13 protein-coding genes are annotated in these 17585 nt (G+C 61.9%); 7 read left to right on the top strand and 6 right to left on the bottom strand.

Features of this window, described 5'->3' with window-relative positions:
* Positions 1 to 45: 45 nt before the first annotated feature.
* A complete protein-coding gene (locus AC1D2R_RS08045) occupies positions 46 to 1983 on the bottom strand; it encodes a methyl-accepting chemotaxis protein (RefSeq protein WP_477966511.1) in 1938 nt (645 codons plus the stop codon).
* Between the two features lie 751 nt (positions 1984 to 2734).
* Here AC1D2R_RS08045 and AC1D2R_RS08040 point away from each other — a divergent pair.
* On the top strand, positions 2735 to 3481 hold the full coding sequence (locus AC1D2R_RS08040; protein ID WP_477966509.1) for a TlyA family RNA methyltransferase: 747 nt from the start codon (positions 2735 to 2737) through the stop codon (positions 3479 to 3481).
* Positions 3478 to 4728, top strand: coding sequence for a class I SAM-dependent RNA methyltransferase (locus tag AC1D2R_RS08035; RefSeq protein WP_477966507.1), 1251 nt, complete (start codon positions 3478 to 3480; stop codon positions 4726 to 4728). The genes AC1D2R_RS08040 and AC1D2R_RS08035 overlap by 4 nt, the downstream gene beginning before the upstream one ends.
* Positions 4729 to 4814: 86 nt before the next feature.
* Here AC1D2R_RS08035 and mcpU read toward each other — a convergent pair whose 3' ends face one another.
* The 3 genes from mcpU to AC1D2R_RS08020 form a co-directional block, all read right to left on the bottom strand.
* Positions 4815 to 6902 (bottom strand): methyl-accepting chemotaxis protein McpU, encoded by a 2088-nt coding sequence (mcpU, locus tag AC1D2R_RS08030; protein WP_477966505.1) that lies wholly within the window; start codon positions 6900 to 6902, stop codon positions 4815 to 4817.
* A 198-nt stretch (positions 6903 to 7100) separates the two neighbouring features.
* The gene (locus AC1D2R_RS08025; protein ID WP_477966503.1) at positions 7101 to 7853 is read right to left on the bottom strand and encodes a crotonase/enoyl-CoA hydratase family protein; all 753 of its coding nucleotides are present in this window, start codon (positions 7851 to 7853) and stop codon (positions 7101 to 7103) included.
* Between the two features lie 9 nt (positions 7854 to 7862).
* Positions 7863 to 9641, bottom strand: a complete 1779-nt coding sequence (locus AC1D2R_RS08020) for an acyl-CoA dehydrogenase (protein WP_477966501.1) — start codon at positions 9639 to 9641, stop codon at positions 7863 to 7865.
* A 307-nt stretch (positions 9642 to 9948) separates the two neighbouring features.
* Here AC1D2R_RS08020 and AC1D2R_RS08015 point away from each other — a divergent pair, with 307 nt between their 5' ends.
* Complete coding sequence (locus AC1D2R_RS08015) at positions 9949 to 10944, top strand: transporter (protein WP_477966499.1); 996 nt, start codon at positions 9949 to 9951, stop codon at positions 10942 to 10944.
* 52 nt (positions 10945 to 10996) lie between these two features.
* Here the strand turns inward: AC1D2R_RS08015 and AC1D2R_RS08010 are convergent, their stop codons facing one another.
* Complete coding sequence (locus tag AC1D2R_RS08010) at positions 10997 to 11512, bottom strand: BA14K family protein (RefSeq protein ID WP_477966497.1); 516 nt, start codon at positions 11510 to 11512, stop codon at positions 10997 to 10999.
* Positions 11513 to 11725: 213 nt separating this feature from the next.
* Here AC1D2R_RS08010 and AC1D2R_RS08005 point away from each other — a divergent pair, with 213 nt between their 5' ends.
* Positions 11726 to 12670 carry a glycoside hydrolase family 25 protein gene (locus AC1D2R_RS08005; protein WP_477966774.1) on the top strand — a complete coding sequence of 315 codons (945 nt, stop codon included), beginning with the start codon at positions 11726 to 11728 and terminating at the stop codon, positions 12668 to 12670.
* A 71-nt stretch (positions 12671 to 12741) separates the two neighbouring features.
* On the opposite strand, the gene AC1D2R_RS08000 is transcribed toward AC1D2R_RS08005, so the two are convergent.
* Positions 12742 to 13986 (bottom strand): aromatic ring-hydroxylating oxygenase subunit alpha, encoded by a 1245-nt coding sequence (locus AC1D2R_RS08000; protein ID WP_477966495.1) that lies wholly within the window; start codon positions 13984 to 13986, stop codon positions 12742 to 12744.
* A 416-nt stretch (positions 13987 to 14402) separates the two neighbouring features.
* Here AC1D2R_RS08000 and AC1D2R_RS07995 point away from each other — a divergent pair, with 416 nt between their 5' ends.
* The 3 genes from AC1D2R_RS07995 to AC1D2R_RS07985 all read left to right on the top strand — a co-directional run bounded on the left by AC1D2R_RS07995 (position 14403) and on the right by AC1D2R_RS07985 (position 17513).
* Positions 14403 to 15011 (top strand): DUF6656 family protein, encoded by a 609-nt coding sequence (locus AC1D2R_RS07995; RefSeq protein WP_477966493.1) that lies wholly within the window; start codon positions 14403 to 14405, stop codon positions 15009 to 15011.
* Between the two features lie 79 nt (positions 15012 to 15090).
* Entirely contained in the window at positions 15091 to 16065 is a 975-nt protein-coding gene (locus AC1D2R_RS07990) for an L-threonylcarbamoyladenylate synthase (RefSeq protein WP_477966491.1), read from the top strand.
* Positions 16066 to 16085: 20 nt separating this feature from the next.
* A complete protein-coding gene (locus tag AC1D2R_RS07985; protein WP_477966489.1) occupies positions 16086 to 17513 on the top strand; it encodes an FAD-binding oxidoreductase in 1428 nt (475 codons plus the stop codon).
* The last annotated feature ends 72 nt before the right edge of the window (positions 17514 to 17585 follow it).

Below are 17585 nucleotides of genomic sequence, written 5' to 3'. Positions count from 1 at the left end.
TCCGAACCGCCCCGCTTCTGTTGTCGCTGAACTCGGAGGGACGGCTCAAAATTCCGTCCAGTCCTCCTGAACAGCCGCCGCCATCGCGGCTTTGCCGCCGAAGGCCCTGGCGACCGTCCGTGTCAGAGCCCGAGCCGGGGACGCAACGGGACGCGAGCCGCTATTGGCGATGTTTGTCTTCGGCACCTCGACACGCTGCTGACCGAGGTTGAACTGGCGCAGCAGTTCGTCCAGCGCACCTGCTTCCTGGGCGAGAGAATGGCTGGCTGCGGTCTGTTCCTCGACCATCGCGGCGTTTTGCTGGGTGCCCTGGTCCATGTTGTTGACGGCGGTGTTGATCTCCTGCAGGCCGATCGACTGTTCGCGCGTGGCGGTGACGATGGCGCCGACGTGCTTGTTGATCTCCTGCACGGCGCCGACGATCTCGGTCAGTGCCTTGCCGGTTTCGCCGACGAGCGAGACACCGGCATTGACCTGGGTGCCTGATGTGTTGATCAGCGCCTTGATCTCCTTGGCCGCGTTGGCGGAGCGTTGCGCGAGCTCGCGCACTTCCTGCGCGACGACGGCAAAGCCCTTGCCTGCATCGCCAGCACGCGCTGCCTCGACGCCTGCATTGAGCGCCAGCAGGTTGGTCTGGAAGGCGATGTCGTCGATCACGCCGATGATGTTGCTGATCTCGCCCGAGGACCTTTCGATCTCCTGCATGGCGGTAACGGCCTTGCGGACCACCTCGCCGGACTTCTCGGCACCAAGGCGCGTGCGCTCGACCAGCTGGCCGACATCCTCGGCGCGCTTGGCGGAATCGCGGACTGTCGTCGTGACCTGTTCGAGGGCTGCTGCGGTTTCCTCGACGGCTGCGGCCTGCTGTTCGGTACGACGCGCGAGATCATCGGCGGCGGTGCGAATTTCGCCGGCACCTGCATTAATTGCGGAAGCATTGTGGCCGACCGACTGTAGGGCCGCCTGCAGCTTCTCGACGGCATTGTTGAAGTCGCTGCGCAGACGGTCGAACGGCGATGCAAAGGGCGTGGAGATACGAATGGCGACATTGCCGTTGGCAAGATCGGAAAGACCGCCGGCAAGCGCGTCGATGGCGAAGCGCAATTCGCCTTCCTCGCGCGCCTTCTGTTCGTCGCCGGCCTGACGCTGACGTTCGGCGTCGCTGCGCATGCGGTCGGTCTCACCGGAAAGGCGCAGCTTCTCGATCGCGGCGTCCTTGAAGACCAGGACTGATTGCGCCATGCGGCCCACTTCGTCGTGGCGGTCAAGCGCCGGAACGTCGATGTCGTTCTGGCCGCCCGCCAGACGGCCCATCGCCGTTGTCATACCCACGATCGGGTGGACGATGCTGCGCGAGAGCTGCCAGGCAAGAGCGACGGCGGCGAGCGCAGCGGCGATGCCGCCGACGAGGAGCGTCATGCTGAGATCGCCGCCGGCATCGGCCTGGACGGCGGCAAGCGCATTCGATTCATCGCGCGCGGCCGCCTTTATTTTGGTCGACGCCTGACGGAAGCCGTCCAGCTGCCCCTTGGTCTCGTTTACGCCGATCTTGACGATCTGGTCGACCGGCATGTCTGTTTCCTTGCGCGCCTTCGACTGCGGCTCGGCCAGCTGGTGGAAAAAGAGGTCGGCCGCCTTCTGCATGCCGTCGATCTGCTGGACGAAATCGCTTTTGCCGGCTGCCGTTTCCCTGGCGGCGGCGATCGCCTTCAGCATACGCTCGCGATTGGCGAAAATATCGCCATAGGTGCTGTCGCTGCGGAAGAGCAGGAAGCCGCGCAGGTTCACGGCCTGCTCGAGCATGGCCTGCAGCGCATCGTCGATCTGATTGACCAGGCGCTCCGATCTCTTCTGCTCTTCGGAGGCTGCGGCGACGGCACTCGCCTTTGAGTACACAAAGGCGGAAACGGACAGAAAGATAAGGATCAGCACTGCGAAAGTCACAGCAAGCTTACCGTTCAAGGACATGTTTCTTGCAAACATCAGTCAGTCTCTCCTGACGGCTCAAGCCATGGGAAATCGGGCATGCAAGGCATGCCTGCAAAATTCGTGGATGGGGAACATCGTCTGCAGCTGCGGGCATCGAGCCATCATGGCGGATGCGGTTACCATCAACCGCTGCAATTCGACTGACTTTATTGGGCGAGACTTTAAAATTGCTTAAGTTTGTGCGTCGCAACAATCCGCGCCCGCGGGCTTTGCGCCGCTCCCGCATTCGTGCCCGGCCGCCTCAACTCTGTGATGAGTATTTATCTTTTCGTTTTCCGCCAGAGATTTATATTAGCGATAAATCACATAAGAGAAAAACATGCGCGTTGCCATCGGCGTCATCGCCATTGCATTGCTCACCTGCGCAACGGCCGCGGCTGCGGAAAAGATGAAAGGAAAAGAGCTCACGGCACTGCTCCGGAAGGCAAGGAACTGATCCTGGGTGGTCCCGGGAAGGGTATGCCGGCAGTCTCGTGCTCGCTGCCGATGGCACCAGCAAGGGCCCAGTCAAGCTCGAAAGCAGCGACGTTATCCCGATCGAAGGCGTTTTATCGTACGTGGAAAGACGGCCGCGATGCCGGCAAGGAAACTTGCGAGACTTGGGTCAAAAGCGGGCCGAAGTCAGTCGAGGTGCTGGTCGGCTAAAAGGATCTTGGCACCAACTCGTGGAACTAGACGCTGCGCCAACGGGCCAGCATCGAACAAAAGGCTTGCAACTGCGGGCTTTGCCCTGCATGGACAGGCCATGTCCGATCAGAACACACAACGCCTCGACCAACTTCTCGTCAGCCTTGGCCTCTTCGCCAGCCGATCGCGCGCCCGCGACGCCGTGCAACGCGGCACCGTCAAGGTCGGCGGCAAGGTGGTGACCAAGGCCGGCGCACTTTTCGACGAGGATGCAGTCATCGAAATCGACGACCCGGCACAGGATTACGTCTCGCGCGCCGCCTTGAAGCTGACGGCGGCGCTCGATCATTTCAAGCTTGATCCGGCGGGCCACAACTGTCTCGACGTCGGCGCTTCGACAGGCGGGTTCACCGAGATATTGCTGGAGCGCGGAGCAGCGCATGTGACGGCCGTCGATGTCGGCCACGGCCAGATGCATCCGCGGCTCGCTGCCAATCCTGAGGTGACGAACATCGAGGGGTTGAATGCCCGCAATCTGGTGGCCGAAGACATAGGCCATCCCCTTACGTTCATTGTCTCCGATGTGTCGTTCATATCCCTCAAGCTGGCGCTGGCGCCCGCACTCGACATTGCCGAGCCCGGCGCTACGGCGGTCCTGCTCGTGAAGCCGCAGTTTGAGGCCGGGCGCGACGCAATCGGCAAAGGCGGAATGCTGAAGGACCCCTCCTCGGCACCCGCAGTCGCTGCGGAACTGGAGCGCTGGCTTGTCGAGGACATTGGCTGGACGAGCCTTGGCCTCATCGACTCGCCGATCGCCGGCGGCGATGGCAATCAGGAATTCCTACTCGCAGGGACAAAGCCGTGAGCACCGAGACCGTTACCATTCAGAAGCTGGGCGCGCACGGCGACGGCATCGTCAACAGCGCCGACGGGCCTGTCTACGTGCCTTTCGCGCTGCCGGGCGAAACCGTCGCGATCGCTCGGATCAAGAGCCAGGGGACGGTGATGTCGATCACCACCCCCTCGCCGGACCGGCAGGAACCGCAGTGTCGTCACTTCGGCCCGGACGGTGTTAACGGCACCTGCGGCGGCTGCACCCTGCAACACATGAGCGACGCGCCCTACCGCGCCTTCAAGCGGCAGCTGGTCATCGATGCGCTGAGATCCAAGGGACTGACACCTGAGGTCGGCGAGACTATCGCCGCCCATCCCGGCGAACGTCGCCGTGTCGTCTTCGCCGCACGGAAGACGGAAAAGGACATGCTGATCGGCTTCAATCAGGCCGAGAGCCACCATATTGTCGCCATCCAGGAATGTCCCATCTCGTCGGCAGCCATCATCGCCAGGCTGCCGGCGATCACGGCCATCGGCGCGGCGCTCGCCAACAGCGCCGAGGCCTTCCGCATTTCCGTTCTCGAAACGCAGCCCGGCCTCGATATCGCCGTCGACGGCATCAAGAAGCTCTCCGACCAGCAGCGCCGCAAGGCGATCGAGACCGTGCTGGCGCTTCGCGGCATTGCCCGCGTCTCGCTCAACGGGGAAATTCTCGTCGAGCCGTCGAAGCCGGTGGTCGATTTCGGCGGCGTGAATGTCTCACCGCCGCCCGGCAGCTTCACGCAGGCAACGAAGCCAGCCGAGGAGGCCATGGCCGAACTCGTGCTTGCGCATGTCGGCAAGTCCAAGCGAATCGCCGATCTTTTTGCCGGTGCCGGCACCTTTTCGCTGCGCCTTGCCCGCGCCGGCCGAGTGCACGCCGTCGAGAGCGAAGAGAAGCCACTTGCGGCACTCAATCATGCCGCGCGCAACACGCAGGGACTGAAACCCGTCAGCGTCGAGAGGCGCGATCTCTTCCGCCGCCCGCTGATGACGGTCGAACTGAAGGTCTATGACGCCGTGGTCTTCGATCCGCCTCGCGCCGGCGCCGAATTCCAGTGCCAGGAACTCGCACGCTCGGCCGTGAAGAAGATCGCCGCCGTCAGCTGCAATCCGCTGACGCTGGCGCGTGATCTAGCCATCCTGGTCGAAGGCGGCTACCGCATCACCAGCGTGACGCCGATCGACCAGTTCCTCTGGACCTCGCATGTCGAGGTGGTCGCGACCCTCGAAAAGTAGCTGCTCGCGGGCAGGCCAAGACGGCCAAATCATGAAAGCAAAACGCCCGCGCAAGCGCGGGCGTCTGGCTCTGAACCGGTAACCGATTACGCGGCGCGGCGATTTGATCCGGCGTTGTAGGAGTTGTCCGACAGATTGAACTGAGCGAGCAACTGCATCAACTTTGCCGCTTCCTGCGCCAGGCCGTGGCTCGCTGCGGTCTGTTCTTCGACCATGGCAGCGTTCTGTTGCGTGCCCTGATCCATCGTGTTCACGGCTGTGTTGATCTCCGCGAGGCCGGTTGACTGCTCGCGCGTCGCAGTCACGATCGCCTCGACATGGCGGCTGATTTCCTGCACCTGACCAACAATCGCTTCGAGTGCCTTGCCCGTGTCGCCGACGAGCATCACCCCCGAGCGGACCTGGGAATTCGAAGCCGTGATGAGACCTTCGATCTCCTTGGCCGCCTGCGCGGAGCGCTGGGCAAGCTCACGAACTTCCTGCGCAACGACCGCGAAGCCCTTGCCTGCCTCCCCGGCGCGCGCCGCCTCGACGCCTGCGTTGAGCGCCAACAGGTTGGTCTGGAAGGCGATGTCGTCGATGACGCTGATGATGTTGGCGATCTTTTCCGAAGACTGTTCGATTTCGGTCATCGCAGACACCGCCTTGCGGACGATGTTGCCGGACTCCTCGGCGCCAGAGCGGGTGCGGGAGACCAGGCCGCCGACGTCCTCGGCACGGCGTGCCGTGTCCTTGACCGTCGTGGTGATTTCTTCGAGGGCGGCAGCGGTTTCCTCGACCGAGGCAGCCTGCTGCTCGGTGCGGCGGGCAAGGCCATCGGCAGCCGTGCGGATCTCCGTGGCGCCGGCGTCGATCGCATGAGCATTGTTGCCGACCATCTGCAGAGCGCCGTGCAGCTTGCCGACGGCGGTGTTGTAGTCGTTGCGCAGGCGGTCGAGATTTGCCGCGAATGGCGTCTCGATGCGGTGGCCGAGATCGCCGTTGGAGAGCGCGCCGAGGGCGCCGGCGAGTGCGTCCACGGCATGGCGAATCTCAGCGGTCTCGCGGTTCTTCTGGACCTCGCGCTCCTGGCGCTCGCGCTCGGTCAGCGCGCGGCCCGATTCGGCCTCGCCCTCCAGACGCTCGCGGTCGACGGCGTTCTTCTTGAAGACCGCGACCGCCTCGGCCATCGAGCCGATCTGGTCGGTGCGATCCTCGCCCGGAATGACCGCGGACAGGTCGCCGGCGGCGAGCCGCTGCATGGCGGCCGTCATGTCCGTGACCGGGCGAATGACGAGACCATGCAGCAGCCAGGCCATAGCGGCGATCATCAGGCCGACGGCAAGGATCGTCGAGATCGTTGCGGCAATGCGGAATTCGTTCAGCGAGGCAAAAGCGGCGTCGCTATCGACGACGAAGCCGAGATACCATTCGACCGACGGCAGGCCTGCAACGGGCATGAAGCTGACGAGCACGTCCTTGCCGGAATATTCAGTCTCAACCAGATTGCCCGATATCGACGGCGTTGCGGTCGGGAAGGCATCGGCGAGCGTTTTTGTTACCAGCTTGGCATCCGGATGAATGACAATCTGGCCGCTCTTGCTGACGAGGAAGGCGGTGCCTTTGCCGCCGAGATCGATCTCCTTGATCATGTCGACCATCGATTTCAGCGAAAAGTCGCTGCCGACGACGCCTGCAAGCTTGCCATCATGGCTGACGGGAACCGCAGCGCTGATGATGAGGTCGCCGCTTGAGGCATCGGTATAGGGCTCGGTCATGATGCTGGCATTGGCCTTGACCGCATCCTGATACCAGGGGCGTTTGCGCGCATCATAGCCATCCGGCATCGGCAGCTTGGGCCACATGGTGAAGACGCCCTGCTCGTCGCCGAAGTAGGTGCTGACGAACTGGCCGGTGAGGATATCGTTCTGCAGAACGCCTTCGACGCTCTTCTGATTGCCGGCGCGGCCGACGGCGTTGGCCGCCATGGCGGTCAGCGTCACGCGACCGTTCATCCAGTTGGCAAGACTGCGCGCGGCCTGCTCGCCCGAGGAGCGAATATTCGCCTCGATCGCGGCAGTCGCGGTGTTTCGCTCGACGGAGTTGATGTAGTAGGAAAAGGCGGCAAAGGCCGCGAGGACAACGGCGGACGCGGCAAACAGGATGCGCGTCATCAGGTTCGTCTTCTTTTTCAAGGAAATTCCTTTCGGGGAGCGGTCCGCGTCGCAATCCGGAGACGCGGGCAGCTCAATGCGGCACATGCTGGGGCAAAAAGGGAACGAGGCGCCTCATGCGCCCGGACGACTGCGACTTAGGCATACCGTCCAACCCCTAATATTAGAGGGGTATTTAAAACAGGCTTAAAATTTGACGAAGCTCAAACTTTTCTAACCTTAACGCCGCATGAAGGCTTCGAACGCGGCCCGCGCTTCAGCACTTTGCAGTCGTGCCGAGAAATGGCGGGCTTCTTCGTCGAGGCGGGCAATGATCTCGTCGCGATCTCCTCGAACCAGGTCGCGGGCGATCCGCAAGGCCTCTGGAGGCTTGGCGGCAAGCTTTGCGGCAATCGCCAGCGTCCCCGCTTCAACGTCCTCCGGTGCGCAGACCTTCCAGACGAGGCCGGCGTCTTTCGCTTGGTCGCCAGAGAATGTCTCCCCTGCCGCAAGCAGCGCGAAGGCGCGTTGATGTCCCATGATCCGCGGCGCGACCAGGCTGGAAGCGGCTTCCGGCACAAGCGCAAGATCGACGAAGGGCGTGCGGAACTGGCTGCGCGAGGAAGCGATGGTCAAATCGCAATGGAGGTTCATCGTGGTACCGATACCGATTGCGAGCCCATCGACACCCGATACGACAGGTTTGCGTGACTTCACCAAGGCATAGAGGAAGTCCATGATCTCACGCGGCATGCCGCCGCCCATGGCAACGGCCAGGAAGTCACCGAGATCGTTGCCTGCCGAAAAGCAGCCTTCTGTCCCAAGGAAGGCTGTCGCCCGGATCGATGTATCGTCATCGGCTGCGGTCAGCGCACCGGCCATCTTCGAATACATCGCCCGGGTGACCGCATTCTTCTTTTCGGGACGATTGAAGCGGATGATCTGGACACCGGGATGGGCTGCAGACTGTTCGACGATGATGTGATCGGTCATGTGAACTCCTCAGGCCAGAACGGCTCTGGCAGCGGCCAGGCTTGCGGCGCCGTTGACGACGGTATCCTTCAGTGCCGCCGTTTCGGCGAGCAGGTTCTCGGCGGCAAAGCGGCAGAGCGCGATACGGTTTGCGCCGTCGCCGTCGGAGGCATCGGCAAGGCCGCCCTTGGCGAGGTAGCAGCCAGTCAGCACCAGGCCGAACAGACGCTGATACGGTGTGGCACCCGACAGCACATCCACGGTCCTGCCTTCGGCCAGTTGCGCCAGCAGCCAATCGGTCGCCTCGGCAAGATCGGCAATTGCCGTATCGAGCCTTGTCGCCGTCGTCCCGAAGCCGTCCAGATTGGATCGGCTGACATCGTCGGCGATCGCGGTCAGCTCGGCGATGAGCGCCCGAACCTGTCCGCCGCCGGAGAGCGGCAGCTTACGGGAAACGAGGTCGATCGCCTGTATCCCGTTGGTGCCCTCGTAGATCGGGGCGATGCGGGCGTCGCGCAGATAGCGGGCGGCTCCCGTCTCTTCGATGAAGCCCATGCCGCCGTGGACCTGTATTCCAAGAGAGGCTACGTCGACGCCGACATCCGTCGCGAAGGCCTTGGCGATCGGCGTGAGCAGTGCCGCGCGTTCCTGCCAATGTTGCGTTCGATCCGGCGCGCGGCGCGCCATGTCGGCCGCGTGGGCGCAGGAATAGGCAATAGCGCGAGCACCCTGCGTCAGCGCCTTCATCGTCAGCAGCATGCGGGCGACATCGGGATGCTCGATGATCGGGCTCATGCCGGCGCCGATCCAGCCCGGCGCCTTGCCCTGCGTGCGTTCCCTGGCGTAGGCAATCGCCTTCTGCGTCGCGGCTTCGGCAATGGCGACGCCCTGCATGCCGACCGCGAGACGCGCGTTGTTCATCATGGTGAACATGCAGGCGAGCCCCTTGTTCTCCTCCCCGACCAGCCAGCCGATCGCCCCCTTCGCCCCGCCGAATTTGCCGTCGCCGTAGATCATCGTGCAGGTCGGCGACCCGTGAATACCAAGCTTGTGCTCGAGCGAATGGGCGAACAGGTCGTTGCGGGCGCCGAGCGAACCATCGGCGTTGACAAGGAACTTCGGCACGAGAAACAGCGAGATCCCGCGCGTTCCGGCAGGCGCGTCCGGCAGGCGGGCCAGCACAAGGTGAATGATGTTTTCGGCCGCGTCGTGCTCACCCCAGGTGATGAAGATCTTCTGGCCCGAAATGCGGTACGTGCCGTCACCGCGGCGCTCGGCGCGGGTCTTGAGAACCCCAAGGTCGGAACCGGCATGCGGCTCCGTCAGGTTCATCGTGCCGGTCCATTCGCCGGAGACAAGCTTGGGGAGATAGGTCTGCTTCAGCGCGTCGCTGCCGTGCGCATGGACGGCTTCGATCGCCCCCATCGTCAACGTCGGGCAGAGCGCGAAGGCTATCGAGCCGGAATTCCACATTTCGAGGGCTGCGACGTTCAGCATATGCGGCAGCGCCTGACCGCCGAAATCTTCCGCGGCTGTCAGGCCGTTCCAGCCGCCTGCGATCCAGTTTCGGTAGAGATCGCGCCAGCCGTCCGGCGTCGTCACCTTGCCATCGGCAATGCGCGCGCCCTGGCGATCGCCGACTTCGGCAAGCGGCGCAATTTCCTCGGAGGCGAAACGCCCGGCTTCGGAAAGGATGGCATCGACCAGATCGTCGCCAAGGTCGCCAAGCAGGCTGTCATCCATCGCCTGCCTCAGTCCCGCGACGTGCTTCAGCGTGAATGCAATTTCTTCGACGGGCGCCTTGTACATGGTGTCTCCTCGCATCGCAGGCCGGATAGGTTCTGTCGGTTCCCTTCCTGCTCCCTCGCCGGCAGAGCTAATTGATTTTTACGTAAACGTCAATTTCAAACTTGGGCCGCCGGTCGCGAACACGGCGCTCCGGCGAAGCGTCAAAGTGTCACGAAACTGCAAAGTAGCTGTCATAGAGAAGCTCTAAGGCATGGTCCCCAACAGGGTCTCGCCGCTCGGCGCGACACCATGCTCCATTCGTGGTCGGCAATGCCCCGAGATCGTTCAGCTCGGGGACATCCCGCAGTCGCAAGAGGACCTGCGAACCATGGATACAATGCCAGTCAGCATACCGGGCCTTGTCTGGGCCTACCGCTTTCCGCCGGAAGGCGGCAGTGCGATCCGGCTGCAGAACAGCGCCCTGCCCGTCGAACTGACGAACGGCGGAGGATTCTACTGGCTGCATCTCAACCTTGCCGATGCGCGCGTTTCGGCGCTGCTGGAGACGCTCGACGGCCTGACGGCGGATGCCAAGGCAGCGCTGACGACGCACGACACGCATTCGGCAATCACCGTCGACGAGCACATGCTCTATGGCACCCTTGTCGATTGCCAGCGCGAATTCGACCACGAGACCGCTGATCTGGGCTGGCTGCATTTCGCGATATCCGACCGCTTCATCATCACCACGCGGCTGCAGCCCTTGCGCAGCGTCGAGCGGGCGCGCGGTCTCCTTGAGAAAAACCCGGCAAAGTTCGCGCGTCCCGTCGATCTGTTCGAGATGCTGGTGATCGAGTTCCAACGCACGCTGATTTCAATCGTCATGCAGATCACCGAGGAACTGAACGTCATCGAGGACTACGTTTATGACAACGCGCCTCGCGATGAGCGACGAAGGCTGGCGCCGGTCAGGCGCACGGTCGTCCGCATCCACCGACATCTCAGGACGGTTCTCACCCTCATGCGCCGCGTCGCCGCGTCTGATGACGACGAGATGCCGTTCGGCTTCGAGGATATTGCGGGGCGGCTGACAGGCCGGCTTGAATCCGTCGACCACGACATCTACGCTCTGCAGGATCGCGCCCGACTCCTGCACGAGGAAATCGACTCCAAACTTTCCTCGGAGACGAACCGACACCTCTATATCCTGTCGATCATGACGGCCTTCCTGCTGCCGCCGACGTTGGTCACCGGCTTCTTCGGCATGAACACAGCAAACCTGCCCTTCGCCCAGGGCACCAACGGCACGGAATATGCCATCTGCCTGATCATCGCATCGATCGCGCTGGCATGGTGGCTGCTCAAACGCGTCGATATTCTCTGAAGCGAAAAGCCCGGCATCGCTGCCGGGCCTGCTATCAAGATCGGATGTCGCCTCAATATGGCGAAACGCACTGCCTGCGCGGGCCGTTGTTAGGCTGGAAGGTATTGTCGTAGGCGCGATAGGAGCGGTAGCGCGATGCACACCAGTCAACATGGGCCGAGCCGCCCGGTTCAACATAGCGGGGCTCCGAGGCGATCGCACCGCCAATGACGGCGCCGGCGCCGAAGGCGGCCAGCGGATACCAGTAGCCGTTGTACTGGCGATAGCCTGGACGATAGTAGCTGTAGCCTTGGTATCCGCCGTACCAGCCCGGCCGGTAGGCTGGACGATACGCAGGAGCGGGGCGGTAACCGGGATAGTAGCCCGGACGATAACCAGGGCGATAGCCAGGGTAATAGCCAGCCCCACCACAGCGACCATAGCGGCAATACTGCACGTTCTGCACATCGCCGGATTTATCGAGCTGCGGTCCAAAAGGTCGTTGCATTGCCTGTGAGGGCGTAAAGCCCGTCAGAAGCATCAGCGACGACACAATCGCAATGGCTGCCTTTTTAAATGATCTGACCATAGAAACTCCCAATTCGGATTGGAATAAACGTAACATGAAACGGACAGCTCGCGAGAATGTTCCGATTCGCTTTTTCGTGCCCGTGGCTGACTTTTTGTTTATGAACAGTGCCGGATTAACCGGACATTAACCAGTTTTCACCAGGCTCGTTTCATGAAGCGATACCGTGGAAGTCTTATCCTCCGCCTTCTGCTTCTGGCGCTTGCTGCCGGAATGCCACGGCATGCCGGGGCCGACGACGCGCTTCCATGGAACAATCCTGCAAATACGATTGTGATCGACGCCTACGAACTGAACGAGATCGACTGGCTATCGCTGCTTTCGGATAAGCGGATCGGCGCCTTCATTTCGAAAGCCTCGGACGGGCTGCCGGAGAGCTTCGCCTGCAACGGCGATCATGCCGGCGATACCGTCGGACACTGCAAGACTATGTGGCGCAAGTATGCCGTGAGCCGCGAACTGTTCCAGACGCGGCGGCTCGTTGCGCGCGCAGCCGGTCTGCTCTGGGGAGCCTATCATCTGGCACGGCCCGGCAATCCCATCGACCAGGCGAACCATTTTCTGGAGTATGCCGATCCGAAACCGGATGAGATGATGATCCTCGACCTGGAGGGCATCGATCCCCAGAAGTTCATGTCTCTGGAGGACGCCCAGATCTTCGCCGGGCACATCAAGGCGCGCACCGGCCGCTACCCGGTGCTCTACACCAACCACGATACAGCCCGCTACATCGCCGCCTACCGCAACGATTATCCGGTGCTGGCGCGCCTGCCACTTTGGTATGCGCGCTACAAACCGGATGTCAAGGGCGTCTTCCCGATGGGAAACTGGGACAAGTACCTCCTCTGGCAATTTTCCTCCGGGCTCAATTGCAGCAAGCGCCGTTGCCCCTACCGCGTTCCCGGCGCCCTGACCGATATCGACGTTAACGTCGCTCCGATGAGCAAGGCGGACCTGGCGAAGGCATGGCCGCAGGGCAACCTTCTGCCCGCCCGCGATCCAGATCCGCCGCTTATTCTCGCCAAAATCGAGATGGTGCCACAGGAAACGCCGGCGGCGGTTGCTTCGCTTTCTCCGCCGCGGCCCCTGCCTGATGCAATGGTTACCTCGTCCGTACCTCAACACGAAGTCAACGCCCTGAATTACCAGGATTTCTAAGTCAAATACGCAAACGAACGGTTCCGCCCTCAGATGGAGACGGAGCCACTTTTTTTCGAGGATCGAGCGTATCAGGCGACGACAGAAAGTTTGGCCTGGTCGCCCTGCAGGCGATTGACCATGAAGTTCCCGTACCATTCGAGGAACTGCATGACGCCGCCCTCGTGCAGTGCCGAATAGGGGCCGGGCTCGTAGGCGGGCGAATGAATGCCGAAGGCATTTTCTTCCACGATCCGCCGGTCCTGATCGTTGGTTTCGGTCCAGACGTGGGTGAGTTCCTCGAGATTGTAGTCCACACCTTCCACGGCATCCTTGTGGACGAGCCACTTCGTCGTCACCGCTGTCTCGTTGGCGCTGAGCGGCAGCACACGGAAGGAGATCGCGTGGTCGCCGAGGATGTGGTTCCAGGTCGTCGGATAATGAAACAACAGCATGGCGCCGATCCGGTCGATCGTCACATCATCCGACAGCGGACGGCCGACGGCGCGCTTACCGGACATGGTGTAGCTTTCGGCATCCTCGATTAGCGGCATGCGGGCCGTGCGGAACTGACCGTCCGGGGAGATCTGGAACTTGCTCGGAAGACCGGCGGCCTCGCAGCGTGCCCAGTGGCCTGCGATTTCAGGATCGTCAGCACCGCCGTCTGTACCGGTGACGCTCGGCGCTTCCGGATAGGTACGGCAGAGTTCGGGGTGATTGGCGGCGCAGTGATAGCACTCGCGGTTGTTTTCCCAGACGAGCTTCCAGTTCCCCTTCTCGATGATCGTACTCTGGAAGGCGACCTTGGCATCCTTCAGGTGATGCGGCATCATGTAGGGGGCGACCATGTCGCGAACCGGCTGGAAGTCGGGCGCACTATCGGCGAGGCAGATGAAGATGTAACCCGCGAAGCTTTCGCAGTGGACGGGTTTCAGGCTATAGCCGCTCTTGTCGAAGTCGTCGCCCATGTGACGAGCGAACGCAAGCTTGCCGTCGAGATCGTAAGCCCACTGATGATACGGGCAGACGAGGCGGACCGAAGAACCGTGGTCCTTAGTGCAGACACGAGAGCCGCGATGGCGACAGCTATTGTGGAAGGCGCGGATAACATTGTCCCGGCCGCGAACGATAACCACCGGATACTGGCCGATCTGGACCGTGAAATAGGCACCAGGCTTGGGCAATTCGCAATCATGGCCCATGAACAGCCAGTCGCGATAGTAGATCATCTCCATATCGAGCTTGAAGTAATCCTCATCGATATAGAACGGTTGCTCCAGGCTAAAACCTTCGCGGCGGTTCTTGAGCTGCCGTAAAACGTTGCTGCGAATATCCATCTGCACATCCTCGTCTATTCGGGCGGCCGCTTGCTGGAAGACGAAAGCCGCAGGAAGCGTATGCTCCCTCCCCGTCAGGAGACATTCTTCATGATTTGCATTTAACCACCGCCCACGCCGGGGCCTTGGTTTTAAAGCGACATCGGCTTCGAAAATGACGACAGGTAGCCGAACGCTGCAAAATGGAAGCGTGACGCGCGATTCCCGAACGACGTGACGCAATTCACACCGATCGCGACACGGCGACAACCCTATACGGAATAGCGGTGCCGCGCGCCCCCCTTCGAGGCGACATCCTGTTTGCGACGCGTCTCGCTACAAGTTCTCACTCCGGTACAACCGCAGCCATGCTTAATAGCTCCTTAAGCATGACTGCCTATCCTTCGGGCACATCATCGGTATGCGGAATGCGAGACATGGCGAAACTTCGTTACTTCGACGCAAGCAAAGAGACGGACGGACCGAAAGTCGAGCCGATCGCCTCGCATTCCGAATTCTTGCGAACGGGCAAAATTACGCGGCACCGGGCGCATTGGCTGGCAGCCGAGCGTCGCTATCTGACCCATGACGAGGTGGCCGACAAAACCGGCCGCAAGCTGCAGTCCGCGGGGGAAAAGACACATTATAACATCAACGCCTTTCACCGAACGATCCAGTTTCCGAAGATGCTGTTTCATCGGACCCTGAAGGACAGCCCGCATCTCGGCTACTGCCACGTCACGGCCGCACGGACGAAGTTCGCGCACTACAAAGCCGTCAGCTGGGCATTCTATATCGCCAATTTCTACGCTGACATCGGCGACAACGACAACTTCTTCGAGCGCATCGACGTGCAGTATTCGCGCATGTATTTCGCCGTGGCCATCCGGTCGGGAGAACACACAGCGGAGAAAATGACGATCGATCGGACGGTACGCGGCAACGGCCTTTTGTTTCGCACCCACGATCCCCAAGTCGCGATCAAAAACGTGCTGTTGCTTGGGGCGCGCAACGAGCAGCTCCGCGAGATCATTCGCCAACTCTGATCGGATCATCCGCGTACACTGATATTGATCGGAGCGCGCGGAAGGCATAAGGACTGCCTGATAGAAACCCGGGCGGGACATGGCTGATATCATCGACATCACGAAGGACAAGCGGCGGGCGATCGAAGCCGGCTGCGAGGTGCTTGGCGAAGGCTTGCCGATCGCCATTCCGACGGAGACCGTCTACGGGCTTGCGGCCGACGCAACCAACCCGGCTGCCATCACGAGAATCTACGAGACCAAGGGCAGACCTCGCTTCAACCCGCTGATCTGCCACATGGCCGATCTTGATATGGCCGAGGACTATGCCGAGTTCGACCCGATCTCGCGTGCTTTGGCCGAAGCGTTCTGGCCCGGTCCGCTGACCATTGTGGTGCCGCTGAGGAAGCACAGCGCGATCCACGGGCTTGCGACGGCCGGGCTGGACACAGTCGGCATCCGTGTGCCCAAGGGCTTTGCCGGAGAGCTCATCCGCGCCTTCGGGCACCCGCTCGCAGCACCGAGCGCCAACACGTCGGGCAAGATCAGCGCCACCAGCGCCGCCCATGTCGAGGCCGATCTCGGCGACAAGATCACGCTGATTCTTGATGCCGGCGCGAGTGCCGTCGGCGTAGAATCGACCATCGTCAAAGTCGAAGGCGACCGACTGCGGCTTCTGCGTCCGGGTGGACTGGCCGCATCCGAGATCGAGCGGGTTGCCGGCCGCAGGCTGCTGCGTTCCGGCAAGGCGTCTTCTGCAATCGAGGCCCCGGGGATGCTTGCATCCCACTACGCGCCGGGTGCTGCGGTTCGTCTCGATGCAACGCACATCAATGAAGGCGAGGCATTGATCGCGTTCGGCGCGACTGCGATTGCCGGATCGGAACACGCCCGACTCGTCCTCAATCTCAGCCGAAACGGCAATCTTGCCGAAGCCGCCGCCAATCTTTTTGACTACATGAAGCAAGCCGATGCCAGCGGCGCGGTGACGATCGCGTTTTCCGCCGTTCCTGACGAGGGCCTCGGCGAAGCTATCAACGACCGGCTGCGGCGCGCCGCGGCACCCAGAGAGTGATTTAGAAGGATCAAGGTTCTATGAGCAGCGTTTCACCTGAACTTCTCGATCGTTTCGCAGCCATTGTCGGTGACAGGAATGCCCTGCGCACCGAGGCCGAGCTTGCACCGTACCTGATCGAGAATCGCGGCCTCTATCATGGCGCCTCGCCGCTTCTGCTGAAGCCTGCGAACGTCGAGGAGGTGTCCGCCATCCTCAAGCTTGCCACGGAAACCGGTACAGCGGTCGTCCCGCAGACCGGCAATACCGGCCTCGTGGGCGGACAGACGCCGCGCGAGGGCAAGTCCGACATCATCATTTCACTCGAGCGCATAAACAAGATCCGCGATATCGATCCCGTGGCAAACGTTCTTGTTGCTGATGGCGGCGCGATTCTTGCCGAAGTGCAGAAAGCTGCAGAGGCCCATGGCAGGCTCTTCCCGCTCTCGCTCGGCTCCGAAGGCTCGTGCCGGATCGGCGGGAACCTGTCGACCAATGCCGGAGGCACCGCCGTGCTGGCCTACGGCAACATGCGTCACCTCTGCCTCGGGTTGGAGGTGGTGCTTCCGACAGGCGAGATCTGGGATGGCCTGCGCCGCCTCAAGAAGGACAATACCGGCTACGACCTGCGCGATCTCTTCATCGGCGCGGAAGGAACGCTCGGCATCATCACCGGCGCCGTGCTGAAGCTCTTCCCGCAGCCGCTGGGCAAGCAGGTGGCTTTTGCCGGCCTCAACTCGGTCGAAGATGCGCTGGCGCTCTTCAACCTCGCCTCCAGCCTTTGCGGTACCTCGCTCACCGGGTTTGAACTGATGCCACGCTTCGGCGTCGAGATTACGGCCCGCCACATCGATGGCGTGCGGGATCCTCTGGAATCGGAACATCCCTGGTATTTGCTGATCGACATCTCGACGTCTGATTCCGCCGAGACCGCCGAGCGGATGATGACCGCCCTGCTGGAGCAGGGTTTCGACGCCGGCCTGGTGCAGGATGCGGTGATCGCATCCTCGGTCGCCCAGCAGAAGGCCCTCTGGCATATGCGCGAGAGCATGTCGGAGGCCCAGAAGCCGGAAGGCGGGTCGATCAAGCACGATGTTTCCGTGCCGGTCTCGACGGTACCGCAGTTCATGCGGGAAGCTGGAGAAGCCGTCATGGCAGCCATGCCCGGCGCCCGCATCTGCGCCTTCGGCCACATGGGAGACGGCAACATCCATTACAACATTTCCCAGCCGGTGGGTGCCGACAAGCAGGCGTTTGTCGACCGCTGGCACGAGATGAACACGATCGTTCACCGCCTGGTTCTGTCCCAAGGCGGCTCGATCTCAGCCGAACACGGTATCGGACAGCTGAAACGCGACGAACTCGCCGCGATCCGGCCGCCGATCGAAATCGACTTGATGCGCAGGATCAAGCGAGCATTCGATCCCGCCGGCATCATGAACCCCGGCAAGGTCGTGAACGCCGAATAGCCGCCAGGCCCATTGTTTAATCGCTTTTGAAGCGCACCCCCCCGAGTTCAGGCGAGAGGCGCGCTCTTCCGC

The sequence above is a fragment of the Rhizobium sp. P1_C7 genome, from assembly GCF_056406295.1.
The sequence above is the reverse complement of the archived record's forward strand: the minus strand, read 5'-3'. Positions and strand labels throughout refer to the sequence as shown.

Excerpts from the sequence above, each read along its gene's own strand:
- AC1D2R_RS08045 (WP_477966511.1), bottom strand. The coding sequence starts at position 1,983 with ATGTTTGCAAGAAACATGTCCTTGAACGGTAAGCTTGCTGTGACTTTC.
- AC1D2R_RS08040 (WP_477966509.1), top strand. The coding sequence starts at position 2,735 with ATGTCCGATCAGAACACACAACGCCTCGACCAACTTCTCGTCAGCCTT.
- AC1D2R_RS08025 (WP_477966503.1), bottom strand. The coding sequence starts at position 7,853 with ATGACCGATCACATCATCGTCGAACAGTCTGCAGCCCATCCCGGTGTC.
- AC1D2R_RS08020 (WP_477966501.1), bottom strand. The coding sequence starts at position 9,641 with ATGTACAAGGCGCCCGTCGAAGAAATTGCATTCACGCTGAAGCACGTC.
- AC1D2R_RS08015 (WP_477966499.1), top strand. The coding sequence starts at position 9,949 with ATGGATACAATGCCAGTCAGCATACCGGGCCTTGTCTGGGCCTACCGC.
- AC1D2R_RS08010 (WP_477966497.1), bottom strand. The coding sequence starts at position 11,512 with ATGGTCAGATCATTTAAAAAGGCAGCCATTGCGATTGTGTCGTCGCTG.
- AC1D2R_RS08005 (WP_477966774.1), top strand. The coding sequence starts at position 11,726 with ATGCCACGGCATGCCGGGGCCGACGACGCGCTTCCATGGAACAATCCT.
- AC1D2R_RS08000 (WP_477966495.1), bottom strand. The coding sequence starts at position 13,986 with ATGGATATTCGCAGCAACGTTTTACGGCAGCTCAAGAACCGCCGCGAA.
- AC1D2R_RS07995 (WP_477966493.1), top strand. The coding sequence starts at position 14,403 with ATGGCGAAACTTCGTTACTTCGACGCAAGCAAAGAGACGGACGGACCG.
- AC1D2R_RS07990 (WP_477966491.1), top strand. The coding sequence starts at position 15,091 with ATGGCTGATATCATCGACATCACGAAGGACAAGCGGCGGGCGATCGAA.
- AC1D2R_RS07985 (WP_477966489.1), top strand. The coding sequence starts at position 16,086 with ATGAGCAGCGTTTCACCTGAACTTCTCGATCGTTTCGCAGCCATTGTC.